The sequence below is a fragment of the Arthrobacter sp. N1 genome, assembly GCF_048288285.1.
Classification (GTDB): Bacteria; Actinomycetota; Actinomycetes; order Actinomycetales; family Micrococcaceae; genus Arthrobacter_D.
Genome location: NZ_CP102608.1, coordinates 2,936,209 through 2,948,527, shown reverse-complemented (window position 1 = coordinate 2,948,527; position 12,319 = coordinate 2,936,209). Strand labels below are relative to the sequence as shown.

Here is a 12,319-nt window from a genome sequence, read left to right as displayed (position 1 = left end):
GTGCGGGCGCCGGCTAGGCGGGCGAGCGCTGGAGGATGACGACGGTGACGTCGTCCGCCACCTCCGGGACGTCAGCCATGGCGAGCAGGGTGGCGCAGGCCTCCTCCACTCCCGCGGAGGCGGTGACGACACCGGCGACGGCTTCCGTGAACTCCTCGACCGTCTCGTAGATGTCCAGCAGGCCGTCGCTCACGATCGCGAGAGCGTCCCCCGGCCCGAGCTGCACGGTCCCGGCCGCCCACGTCTGGTCGGGCCACGCGCCGACGGGTGGCCCCGCCGAGGGGAGCCGCTCGGCGCTGCCGTCCGCCATGACGTGAAGGGCCAGTCCATGGCCGGCGTCCACGTACCCGACGGACCCCGTCGCGGCGTCGAGGCGCCCGTGGAACAGGGTGACGAAGGAACTCGTCTGCTCGAGGTCGGCCTCGGTGGCACGGGCCGCTGTCGCGAAGGCGGTCTCGAGGTTCGGTTGGGTGGCCACCGAGCGCATGATCGCGCGCACGGTCGCGGCGACGAGGGCGGCGCCCATCCCCTTACCCATGGCGTCCGCGACGGTGAGGTGCAGGCCGTCGGCCGTGCCGTACCAGTCGTAGAAGTCACCTCCGACGCTGCGGGACGGCCTGAAGCGTCCGGCGAGCTCGTAATGCGGGAGAGCCAGGCGGTCGCGGGGGAGCAGGTTCTGCTGCACCTCCGCGGCACGCTGGCGCTCGTCGGCGTGCGCCACGTCCGCTGCGGCCTGGCGGCTCTGCCGGCGGAACAGCGAATTGATCCGGGCCACGAGCTCGCGCGGGCTGAACGGCTTGCTGATGTAGTCGTCGGCGCCGGTCTCCAGGCCCGTGAGGCGCTCGATCTCATCGGTGCGGGCGGTGATCATGAGGATGTATGCGTCGGAGAACTCGCGGACCTCCCGGCACACCTCGACACCGTCGCCGTCGGGAAGGTTGAGATCGAGGGTGATGAGATCGGCCCCGGCACGCGCCTTCTCCAGCCCCTCACGGGCGGTGGCGGCCTCGGTCACCGTGAAACCCTCGCGCTTCAGGATCTGGACGAGCAGGCCCCGGATGTCGACGTCGTCCTCGACAACCAGTGCACGGCGGGGCTCCGGGGAGACAGTCATGGACTTCATTAAACGCTACGGCGCGCGCTGCCCGGCACGCGCACCGAGCCTTCGCCGTGTTGCTCGGGTTGTTGCGCCGATCTTGATGTGATCTTGAGGACGGGGCCGCGCTCCGGCCCCGGAAATCGACGGTCCACCGCGCTACTCTGTGGAAGCCGACGCGCCTGTGCGCATCGGCACCGTCCTGCCGCGACGGGATGAAGCTGGATGACGCACGAGGGGAGGTGGCCACCGGATGGACAGGGTGCTCTCCTACCTGACGTTCAACACGCGACAGTTCCACGAGCTGACCATGCGCGCCCGGGTCGTGCTGAGCCAGCTGCCCCTCTCGCTCACCGTCATCCTGATCCTTGTCGGCGGGGCCCTGTTCCACCCTGATCTGTTCGCGAGCCGCACCTTCCTCATCGGCGTCGCCCTCCAGGCCGTCCTGCTGGCCCTCTGCTTCCTGGTGCCGTGGGACCGTCTGCCGCATGCGAGTTTCCTGATCATCCCGCTCCTGGATTTCATCCCGATCGGCCTCATGCGCTACGGCGCGGGAACAGTGATCACCGGTGTGGGGCTGCTCACCGTGTTCCCCGTCATCTGGCTGGCTGCCTCGGGACTCTACCCGCGCGCGGTGCTCACCGCCGGTTTCCTCGCGGCCCTCGGGATCGTCTGGGTCCCCGTGTTCGTGACGGATGCCGCGGTCACCTCGCAGTCCCTGACGCAGTCCGTCCTGCTCCCGTTCATCATGCTCGCGATCGGCGTCACCATCCGGGTGATGACCGCCAGCATGATGGCGCAGCAGGACGTCGTCGAGGAGAAGGACCGGGAACTGCAGCAGCTCCTCGAGGAGAGCGCCCGGCGCGAGCGCCTGCTCGACACCGTGGTCAACAGCGTGGACATCGGCCTCATCGCCGTCGACGAACGCGGACGTCCGCTCCTGACCAACCGCAAGCTCGAGCAGTTCAGGGCCCTTGCGGGCACGGCTTCGGACACGGCGGAGGAGGACCTCCGCATCTTCCAGCAGGACGGCACGTCGCCGATGCCGGAGAACCGGCGCCCGACGCGCCGCGCCGCCGAGGGCCAGGTGTTCTCCGATTACCTCCTCTGGTGGGGCGAACTCCCGGACCAGCGCGTGCTGTCGACGTCGTCGCGCCTGATGACCAACCAGGACGGCACCCGCGAGGGTTCCGTGGTGACGTTCAACGACGTGACGGAACTCGTGCGCGCCCTCAATGCCAAGGACGAGTTCGTGGCGACGGTGTCCCATGAGCTGCGGACGCCGCTGACCGCCATTCGCGGGTATCTCGAGTTGCTGACCGGCATACCGGACCTCGAGCCCGAGGTCGCCTCCGGCCTGGAGGTGGTGTCCCGCAACTCCGAGCGCCTGCACAAGCTCGTGGTGGATCTGCTGTCCACGGCGGAGGGCACACCGGAGATCAGGCCCGTACCCACCGACTTCACCTCCCTGGTGAGGGAGCGGGTCAGGGCGGCACAGGAGCGCAACGGCAATCCACTCGTCCGGTTCGAGGACCTCGCCGGGCGTGACCTCGTGGCGCTCTGCGATGCACCGCGGATCTGCCAGGTCCTCGACAACCTGCTCTCGAACGCCGTCAAGTACTCCCCGGCGGGTGGTCGTGTGACGGTGACGGCGGCGGAGGTCGACGGCGCCGTGGAGTGCAGCGTGACCGACGAGGGCAGCGGTATGTCTGCCGAGGAACTACGCGGTGTGTTCTCGAAGTTCTTCCGGACCTCGGCAGCGCGCAATGCGGCCATCCCGGGCGTGGGTCTGGGCCTCGCCATCTCCAAGGCGATCGTCGAGCGGCACGGCGGGACGATCTGTTGCCGGAGTGTCGAGGGCCAGGGGTCCACGTTCACGTTCCGGCTGCCGCTCGCCCGTGCCGAGCAGGACCAGGAACTGCAGGCCCAGGAGTACTAGGGCGGCGACGGCCGAGAGCGACGGCCGAGGGTACCGGCTACAGGTGTCGGGCCGCGGGTCCCGGACAACGAGCCCGCCGCCGTGGCCGAGTCCGTGGGGCTCAGGCCGCAGGACCCAGATCGACCGTCACCGTGGTCCCGCCGCCGGGCGTCGCTGTGATGCTGATCGACCCCTCGTGCGCCCGCGCGATCCGGGCGCAGGTGGCGAGGCCGATGCCGCTGCCGGCCGGATCACCGTCGCGCTGGAGGCGGACGAGGGGCTCCAGGACGCGCGTCCGGTCCTCCGGGTCGATACCCTTCCCGTGGTCGATGATCCGCAGGACCTGCGTCGCGCCGAGGCCGGCGACCACCTCGACGCGCGGCGGACTGCCCGGCGTCGAGTACTTGATCGCATTGGACACGAGGTTCTGCAGCAGGGCGATGACCTGGGCGCGGTCAACGAACAGGTGGGCATCCTGCACGGTGACGAGCGCGTCGGAGGCGCTGCTCAGCGGGAGGACGTCCTGCAGGACTGCGTTCATCATGGTGGCCAGACGTACGGGCCGCCGGGTGATCGCCCCACCGATCCGCGAGAACTCCAGCACCTCCTCGACCGTGGTCAGCATGCGGCTCGCGCTACCCCGGATGATGCTGAAGTACCGTGCCGCCGGTCCCGCTGCCGGGACGTCCGTGTCCTGTTCACTCAGTTCCGTATAGCCGAGGATCGCCGTCAGCGGATTCTTCAGGTCATGGCTGACGCGGGCCGCGAAGCCGGCCAGGTCCTCGTTGCTGCGACGCACCACCTCGAGCGCTTCGAGGAGCTGCCTGGTCTTGTACTGCAGCTCCAGGACCTCCACGACCTGACGCGCGAGGATCTCGAGGCCTTCACGCTGCTCGGGCCCGAGCGCCAGCACGCGTGGGGAGAACACGCACAGCGAGCCGAGCGCGTAGCCGGACCCGGTCAGGAGCGGCACGGAGGCGTAGGAGCGGACCTCGGCGATGCCCCCGTTGACGAAAGGATTGTCGGCGAAGCGCGGGTCGAGGGAGGCATCCGGGACAGCCGTGATGGACCCGGACGTGAAGACCTTCGAGCACATGGAGTCGTCGCGCGAGCACACCGACGCCTCCACCCCGACCGCGGCGATCTGGTGCTGCTGGTCCGCCGTGATGATGTTGATGACGCCCATGTCCATCGCGCTGACGCGCACGGCCAGCTTCACGAGGTTGAGGAGTTCGGGCGGCGTCTCGTAGTCGACCTCCTGGACCGGAGCACCCCCTGCCTCGCCATAGGGCAGCCGGTAGTCCTGAAGGACCGCCCGCCTGGCAACTTCCCGCAGGTGTGGCTCGTCGGCCTGAAGCAGTGACATGGATACCCCCGAAGACTCCTGAGACCGGTGTACGTCGCTTCAAACTATCCCATGGGTGCGGGCCGGCCGAGCGGTGCGTGACAGGTCTTCGTGCAGACCGTCGCCGGGGATGGGTGGTCAGGGGGCTTGCTTCCCCTCCCTCAGCCCAGTGCCCTGACCCTGAGCGCCAGGTAGAGGTGGACGCGATCGGCCGTGACCGCGGGGTCGTACCCGGTCAGGGTGACCACCTGCTGGAGCCGGTAGCGGATCGTGTTGCGGTGCAGCGCGAGGCCGGCGGCGACGGCGGCCACTGAGCCGTCGAGGTCGAGGTACCGCTGGAGCGTCGTGACGAGACCGGCCCCGTGTGCCTCGTCGAAGTCATCGAGGGGCCTGAGGGTCTCGGCGGCGAGGTCGGCGAGGGGCACATCGGCGCTGGACATCAGCAGCGACGTCAGGCTGAGGCGGTCGGCCCGGTTGACCGCCTGCCCGCGCTGGAGGGCTTCCCGCGCCTCGAAGTAGCTCCAGCGCAGACCCGTGGGCTGCGCGTACGCCCCACCGACGCCGATGCAGGCCGTCAGGCCGGCGCCGTGCAGGTACCGGCTGAGCTCCGCCGGGTCGAGCGGCGCGGGATCAGGGCTCGCCGGAGCGGGCAGGACGAGGACCAGGCGCTCGTCGACGAGCCCGGTGGAGAGGCGGTCCCAGCCGTAGGGCAGCGGCAGCGTCCTGAGGCTGCGCCGCTGCCCCGATGCGACGTCGACGATCAGCACCGCGTGCCGTGCGGTGGTGTCGATCCCGGAGCTGGCGAGCCGCGCCGCGGCCTCGGGCCCGGTGAGCGTCCCCCGCACCACGTCCTCCAGCAGCTGGCCGGTCGCGGTGCGGGCGCCGGTCCTGTTGCGGGCCTGGTTGGTGAGTTCCACGGAGATGAGGCTCTTCGCGTAGTCGACGACGGCGGCGTGCGCGTAGGGCTCCGCGATCGCAAGGGTGCAGCGGTCCTTCAGGCCGGTGGCGATGGGCACGCGATGCCACGTCGTCGGGACCATGGGAGCCGGGTCGTGCGAACCGGCAGGTGCCGCATCGCCGTCCGCTGGCGAGGCTGCGCGGCCCGGAGCGGCGGCGCGTGGTGACGACGCCGGCGGGCGCGGCGCGCCGGACCGTCGGGCGTCCGCGATGCGCGTCCCGTACTGGAAGAGCGCGACGTCGGTGCCGAGCATGCGGGCCAGCTCACCGAGGAGTGCTGTGAGGCCGCCTGCTCCGAGGAGGGCGGACGCCAGCACGGCGTGGCCCTGGAGGAGTTCCTCGAGCCCTGCGTACTGTGCGGCCGAGAGGGCGTCCGCCACCTTCTTGCCGATCGCGATGAAGGGGACCTCGTAGGGGACGCTGAAGGCAGCGAGCCCGACGACGTCCGCCTCGGCGAGCACTGCGGCCGGAATCCGCCGGTGCGTCAGGCCCACGCCGAAGCCGATCGCCAGGGCGCCGGCCTCGTGTGCCCGTCGCACGAAGGCCCGCTGTGCGGCACCCGTCTTCAGGCGGACACCGGTGGTGAGGACCACCTCGGCCCCGTTCAGGAACGGCCGGGGGTCCTCCAGTTCCGTCACCGCCACCCACTGGATCGGCTGTGCGGGTGGCGGGGCCGTCCCCTCGGCCACGAGGCCCAGTGCAGGGTCGGCGAGGAGATCGGGCAGCGTGATGGCCATGCCTCCAGCGTAGGCGACGGTTGTACCTGTGCACGGCAGACCACCGCTCAGGCTGTGCAACCACACGTGGCGTGGGTTACGCGCCGCCGGTACGGTTCTGCTGGAACGTGCACGTCGACCGGCACCGGTACGAGCGTGCGAAGACCCCGTGAAAGGCGCTGCAGCGTGGCCGAGACCCTTCAGAACTACATCGACGGACACTTCGTGGTGCCCGCCGGCGCTCGTGATCAGCTCCTCGACATCGTGAACCCGACCAACGGCGAGGTGGTGGCGCAGTCGCCCGTCTCCACGCCGGCCGACGTCGACGACGCGATGCAGGCCGCCCGTCGTGCCTTCACCACCTGGAAGCGAACCACCCCGAGCCAGCGCCAGCTGATGCTGCTGAAGCTCGCCGACGCCGTCGAGGCCGCGAGCGACGAGCTCGTCGAGGCGCAGCACCGCAACACCGGGCAGGTGCGCGAGATGATCGCCGCCGAGGAGGTAGCCGTGGGCGCCGACCAGCTGCGGTTCTTCGCCGGCGCCGCGCGCATCCTCGAGGGCAAGTCCGCCGGCGAGTACATGGAGGGCCACACCTCCTACGTGCGCCGCGAGCCCATCGGCGTCGTCGCACAGGTGGCCCCCTGGAACTACCCCTTCCTCATGGCCATCTGGAAGATCGGTCCCGCGCTCGCGGCCGGCAACACGGTGGTGCTGAAGCCCAGCGACACGACGCCCGAGTCGACCCTCGTGCTGGCGCGCCTGACCCAGGGCATCCTGCCCGACGGCGTCCTGAACGTGGTGCTCGGGACCGGGGAGACCGGCGCGGCGATGATCGAACACCCCGTGCCCGGGCTGGTGTCCATCACCGGATCCGTCCGTGCGGGCATCGCCGTCGCCTCGAGCGCCGCGAAGGGCCTCAAGCGGGCCCACCTCGAGCTCGGCGGCAAGGCTCCCGCCGTCGTCTTCGCCGATGCGGACCTGAAGAAGACGGCGGAGGCCATCACCGAGTTCGCCTTCTTCAACGCCGGCCAGGACTGCACCGCGATCACCCGCGTGCTGGTGCAGGAGGAGGCACACGACGACCTCGTGGCCGCGATGGTCGAGCACACGGCGACCCTGCGCACGGGCAGCGCCGACGACTCCGAGAACTACTTCGGGCCGCTCAACAACATCAACCACTTCAACGCGGTCACCTCCGTCATCGAAGGGCTGCCGGCACACTGCAGCATCGCGACCGGCGGCAAGCGCGCGGGGGAGAAGGGCTACTTCTTCGAGCCCACCATCATCACCGGTGCGCGCCAGGACGACCCGGTGGTGCAGCAGGAGACCTTCGGTCCCATCCTCACCGTGCAGACCTTCGCCACCGAGGAGGAGGCCCTGGAGCTCGCCAACGGCGTGGACTACGCGCTCGCCTCCAGTGTGTGGACCACGGACCACGGCACCGCGATGCGTGTCTCCCGCGACCTCGACTTCGGGGCCGTGTGGATCAACACGCACATCATGCTCACGGCCGAGATGCCGCACGGCGGCTTCAAGAACTCCGGCTACGGCAAGGACCTCTCCATGTACGGCGTGGAGGACTACACCCGCATCAAGCACGTCATGAGCGTGCTGGACGCCTGATCGTCCCCGAGACAAAGGACCCTCCCCGATGACCATCTTCGCAACCACTCCCGGGATCACCGCCCCGAGCTTCAGGCTCGAGCAGAAGCGCCGCATCACCGGGGACTTCCCCGGTCCGCGGTCCACCGAGCTCGCGGCCCGCCGCGCGGCCGTCGTCGCCAAGGGCGTTGCCTCCGGCGTGCCCGTGTACGTGGCGGACGCCGACGGCGGGATCATCCACGACGTCGACGGCAACTCCTTCATCGATCTCGGCTCCGGCATCGCCGTGACGAGCGTCGGTGCGTCCGACCCGGCCGTGGTCGGTGCCGTCAAGGAGCAGGTGGAGCACTTCACGCACACCTGCTTCATGGTGACGCCCTACGAGGGCTACATCGCCGTCGCGGAGCAGCTGGCGGCCCTGACGCCCGGCGACTTCGAGAAGCGCACCGTCCTGTTCAACTCCGGAGCCGAGGCAGTGGAGAACGCCGTCAAGGTGGCACGCCTGGCCACCGGCCGCAACGCCGTCGTCGCCTTCGACCACGCGTACCACGGCCGCACCAATCTCACGATGGCCCTCACAGCGAAGTCGATGCCGTACAAGACCAACTTCGGCCCCTTCGCCCCCGAGATCTACCGCGTGCCGATGAGCTACCCCTTCCGGGAGGAGAACCCGTCGATCACGGGCCCCGAGGCGGCACAGCGGGCCATCACGATGATCGAGAAGCAGATCGGCGCGGACTCGGTCGCGGCGATCATCATCGAGCCCGTCCAGGGCGAGGGCGGGTTCATCGTCCCCGCCGACGGCTTCCTGCCCGCCCTGGCGGACTGGGCGAAGGCCAACGGCGTCGTCTTCATCGCGGACGAGGTCCAGTCCGGTTTCTGCCGGACGGGCGAGTGGTTCGCCGTGAACCACGAGGGCGTGGTACCGGACATCATCACGATGGCGAAGGGGATCGCCGGGGGCATGCCGCTGTCCGCCATCACCGGCCGCGCGGAACTGCTCGACGCCGTCCACGCCGGCGGACTCGGCGGGACCTACGGTGGTAATCCGGTGGCGTGCGCCGCTGCACTCGGCGCCATCGGGAGCATGAAGGAGCAGGACCTCGCGGGCAGGGCCCGCCGCATCGAGGCGCAGGTCACCGAGCGGTTCGCCGCGCTGCAGGCGGACCTCGGGGACGGCAGTATCGTCGGGGAGCTGCGCGGACGCGGGGCCATGCTGGCCATCGAGTTCGTGGAGCCCGGCGGCGGTCGGACCCCCAATGCCGACGCGACGAAGGCCATCGCGGCACAGTGCCTGCGCGAGGGCGTCATCATCCTGACCTGCGGCACCTACGGCAACGTCATCCGCCTGCTGCCGCCGCTCGTCATCACCGACGAACTGCTGGCGGACGGCCTGGACGTGCTCGAGCACGCCATCAGGACCGTGAACGCCGGCTGACCTGCGGCGGCTCGGGCTGCGTACGTCGACGAGCGCCCCGCGGCATCAAGCTGCGGGGCCTTCGTTCGTCCCGGCTGTGCTCGCTCCGCCAGGAGTCCGCGGGGGCAGGTCAGCATCACACCGGATCACCAGGTCGCCGGGTCTCCGGGTCGCCGGTGCGGTACATCACGTTGCCTGTCGTCTGCTCGATCAGATCGAGCGGGTTGACGGCGATGGCGCGGTTGCGCAGGACCAGCTGGCCCGGACGGGCTGTGGGGAAGGCAGCCGGCCGTACCTCCAGATCTCCGAATGCGTGGGTGAGCAGTGCGGCTGCGTCGGTGTGCATGATTCTCCCGGACCGACGTCCGTGATGACACGCCATGCCGTCAGAACGGCGCAAGATGGCATGGCGTGTCATCGAGTATGGTGGACCCATGAGCAGATGGGCCCCCGATGCCGCACTTCGCCTGGAACGGGCGGCCGTCGAACTCTTCTCGGCCCAGGGGTACGCCGCCACCTCCGTGCCGCAGATCGCCGCCCGCGCGGGGCTCACCACGCGAACCTTCTTCCGCCACTTCCCGGACAAGCGCGACGTCCTCTTCCTGCGCGAGCGGGAGCTCCCCGGCGTCGTCGAGGCGCTGGTGGCCGGCGCTCCTGCCTTCCTGTCCCCGCTGGGTCTCGTGATGCACGGTTTCGAGGCGATGGCGACGGGGCCCTTCGAGAGCTGGCGTGAGGACATCCGATCCCGGCGCGCCATCATCGGGTCCGACCAGGGCCTCCGCGAGCGGGAACTGCTCAAGAACGTCCTGCTCGGGGAGGTGATCAGCGGAGCACTCGAGCGGCACGGGGTGGACGGCGACGAGGCCCGCATGGTGGCGCGCTACGGCGTCACGGTGTTCGAGCTCGCCCTGACCGACTGGCTGCAGGCCGACGGTTCCGCCTTCGTGGACGTCCTGCACTCCACCGCATACCGGATGGGACGGCTCGTCCGTCCCGCCCGCCAGGACGAGTAGCGCACCAGGACCGGGTGGCTCCTCCGGACGGGTGGAGCGTCAGGACGAGTAGGCCGCCAGCTGGGCGCGCAGGCCCGTGATCATGCCGTCGAGCCCGAGGTGGAAGGCGGCATCGGCCGCACTGTCCGCGTTCCCCGCCCCCGACGCGCTGTGAACCGCGGCGGTGAACACCGGGAAGCGATCGCCCAGCGATCCGGAGTCGAAGATGTCCCGGGGTGCGGCGACGTCGAGCGCCGACCCGTAGATGAACGACTCGAGGGCCACGATCGTCGGCACGATCCGCTCCTCGGGCCACCCGCCGGCCAGGAAGCCGCGCGCCACTTCCTCGTACATCCCCAGCGTCCCGGCGGCGTCCGTCACCGGCATGACCGCGATGACCGGCACCAGGGGGGCGTGCCGCGCGAAGACCTCCCGGTAGGACCACGCCCACTGCCGCACGGCGTCGTCCCACGCCTCGCGCGAGAAGGCGCTCACATCCACCATGGTCATGACGTGGTCCTGCACCCACCCGAGGACCTCCTGCTTGGAGCCGGCGTGGTTGTACAGGGCGGAGGGGGCCACCCGCAGCCTCCGGGCGAGCCCCGACATGGTCAGGCCCTCGTAGCCCTCGGCGGCGATGAGGTCGAGGGCCGCTCCGGTGATGCGGTCCTTCGACAGCACGCTGCGGGGCGGCCGCCCGGCACGCCGGGGCTCGGGGGAGGGTGCTGTCATGGCTCCTGCCTTCGTGTTGCGTCCTGATTAACTCTAGGCCCGCTCCCTTCCCTCGCGGGCGACCTCTGGCTATAGTAGTGCGGAATAATGAATGCCGTTCATTTTGTGGCCCTCGTCATGCAGGGCCGGGAGGATCACATGCAGACCATCGAGCGCGACGTCGTCATCATCGGGGCAGGCCCGTCCGGCCTGACCGCAGCACGGGAACTGAAGAAGGCCGGCCACAGCGTCGCCGTCCTCGAAGCGAGGGACCGTGTGGGCGGCCGTACCCACACCGACGTCGTGGAGGGCGCGGTGCTGGAAGTGGGCGGCCAGTGGGTCTCCCCGGACCAGACCGCCCTGATCGGGCTCCTCGACGAACTCGGGATGTCGACGTTCCCCCGGTACCGGGCCGGCGACTCCGTCTACATCGGGCCCGACGGAGCACCCGTCCGCTACCCCGGGGAGATGTTCCCCGTGGACGAGTACACGCGGGAGGAGATGCAGCGGCTGATCGATCTCCTCGACCGCCTCGTGGCGGAGGCCGGTCCGGAGGCGCCGTGGAACCATCCGGACGCGCGTGCACTGGACACCATCTCCTTCCACCACTGGCTCCGGCAGCAGTCCGACGACGAGGAGGCGTGCGACAACATCGGCCTCTTCATCGCCGGTGGCATGCTCACCAAACCAGCGCACTCCTTCTCGACCCTGCAGGCCATCCTCATGGCGGCGACCGCCGGCTCGTTCTCCAACCTGGTGGACGAGGACTTCATCCTCGACCGGCGGGTGGTGGGCGGCATGCAGTCCGTCTCGGAGCGGATGGCGGCGGACCTCGGGGAGGACGTGATCCTCTCGAGCCCCGTGCGTACCCTGCGCTGGAGCGGCATCGACGGGGTCGACGGCGTCACGGTGGTCTCGGACACGACGACGGTGCACGCGCGCTACGCCGTCGTCGCCGTCCCGCCCAACCTGTACTCGCGCATCAGCTACGAGCCCCCGCTGCCGCGCCGCCAGCACCAGATGCACCAGCACCAGTCGCTCGGCCTGGTCATCAAGGTGCACGCCGTCTACACCACTCCGTTCTGGCGCGAGGAGGGGCTTTCCGGCACCGGTTTCAGTGCCGGTTCGATCGTGCAGGAGGTCTACGACAACTCCAACCACGAGGACCCCCGGGGCACGCTCGTCGGCTTCATCTCCGACGAGAAGGCGGACGCGATGTTCGAGCTCCCCCCGCACGAGCGGCGCGAGCGCATCCTGTCCTCGATCGCCGGCTTCCTCGGACCGCAGGCGCTGCAGCCCGAGGTGTACTACGAGTCCGACTGGGCGTCCGAGGAATGGACGCGCGGAGCGTACGCCTCCAGCTACGATCTCGGCGGGCTCCACCGCTACGGCCGGGACCAGCGCACGCCCGTCGGCCCCATCCACTGGTCCTGCTCGGACATCGCGGCGGAGGGCTACCAGCACGTGGACGGTGCCATCCGCATGGGTCAGCGCACCGCGACCGCGATCCACCTCGAACTGTCCTCGGGACTGCAGTCCACCGGCACCGCCCAGGGGGCCTGACC

Annotated in this window: 10 protein-coding genes; 5 read left to right on the top strand and 5 right to left on the bottom strand. The window is 70.0% G+C overall.

All coding sequences use genetic code 11. From position 1 onward, the window contains the following. Positions 1-13 precede the first annotated feature (13 nt). Entirely contained in the window at positions 14-1,114 is a 1,101-nt protein-coding gene (locus NVV32_RS13690) for a PP2C family protein-serine/threonine phosphatase (RefSeq protein WP_422390519.1), read from the bottom strand. A 235-nt stretch (positions 1,115-1,349) separates the two neighbouring features. On the opposite strand from NVV32_RS13690, the gene NVV32_RS13685 reads away from it, so the two are divergent. After that, on the top strand, positions 1,350-3,035 hold the full coding sequence (locus NVV32_RS13685; RefSeq protein ID WP_422390518.1) for a sensor histidine kinase: 1,686 nt from the start codon (positions 1,350-1,352) through the stop codon (positions 3,033-3,035). A 100-nt stretch (positions 3,036-3,135) separates the two neighbouring features. Here the strand turns inward: NVV32_RS13685 and NVV32_RS13680 are convergent, their stop codons facing one another. Both NVV32_RS13680 and NVV32_RS13675 read right to left on the bottom strand, forming a co-directional pair. Further along, positions 3,136-4,380, bottom strand: coding sequence for a sensor histidine kinase (locus NVV32_RS13680; RefSeq protein ID WP_422390517.1), 1,245 nt, complete (start codon positions 4,378-4,380; stop codon positions 3,136-3,138). A 140-nt stretch (positions 4,381-4,520) separates the two neighbouring features. Continuing rightward, positions 4,521-6,053, bottom strand: a complete 1,533-nt coding sequence (locus NVV32_RS13675) for a PucR family transcriptional regulator (RefSeq protein ID WP_422390516.1) — start codon at positions 6,051-6,053, stop codon at positions 4,521-4,523. 165 nt (positions 6,054-6,218) lie between these two features. Here NVV32_RS13675 and NVV32_RS13670 point away from each other — a divergent pair, with 165 nt between their 5' ends. Together NVV32_RS13670 and gabT are read left to right on the top strand one after the other, a co-directional pair. Further along, positions 6,219-7,655: a gamma-aminobutyraldehyde dehydrogenase gene (locus tag NVV32_RS13670; protein WP_055767768.1), complete on the top strand. Its 1,437-nt coding sequence runs from the start codon at positions 6,219-6,221 to the stop codon at positions 7,653-7,655. Between the two features lie 28 nt (positions 7,656-7,683). After that, on the top strand, positions 7,684-9,072 hold the full coding sequence (gene gabT / locus NVV32_RS13665; RefSeq protein WP_422390515.1) for a 4-aminobutyrate--2-oxoglutarate transaminase: 1,389 nt from the start codon (positions 7,684-7,686) through the stop codon (positions 9,070-9,072). Between the two features lie 115 nt (positions 9,073-9,187). On the opposite strand, the gene NVV32_RS13660 is transcribed toward gabT, so the two are convergent. Continuing rightward, positions 9,188-9,397 carry a hypothetical protein gene (locus tag NVV32_RS13660; RefSeq protein ID WP_422390514.1) on the bottom strand — a complete coding sequence of 70 codons (210 nt, stop codon included), beginning with the start codon at positions 9,395-9,397 and terminating at the stop codon, positions 9,188-9,190. Positions 9,398-9,485: 88 nt separating this feature from the next. On the opposite strand from NVV32_RS13660, the gene NVV32_RS13655 reads away from it, so the two are divergent. After that, positions 9,486-10,064, top strand: coding sequence for a helix-turn-helix domain-containing protein (locus tag NVV32_RS13655; RefSeq protein ID WP_422390513.1), 579 nt, complete (start codon positions 9,486-9,488; stop codon positions 10,062-10,064). 39 nt (positions 10,065-10,103) lie between these two features. Here the strand turns inward: NVV32_RS13655 and NVV32_RS13650 are convergent, their stop codons facing one another. Beyond that, positions 10,104-10,775, bottom strand: coding sequence for a TetR/AcrR family transcriptional regulator (locus NVV32_RS13650; protein ID WP_422390512.1), 672 nt, complete (start codon positions 10,773-10,775; stop codon positions 10,104-10,106). A 138-nt stretch (positions 10,776-10,913) separates the two neighbouring features. Here NVV32_RS13650 and NVV32_RS13645 point away from each other — a divergent pair, with 138 nt between their 5' ends. Next, positions 10,914-12,317: a flavin monoamine oxidase family protein gene (locus NVV32_RS13645; protein ID WP_422390511.1), complete on the top strand. Its 1,404-nt coding sequence runs from the start codon at positions 10,914-10,916 to the stop codon at positions 12,315-12,317. Positions 12,318-12,319 lie beyond the last annotated feature (2 nt).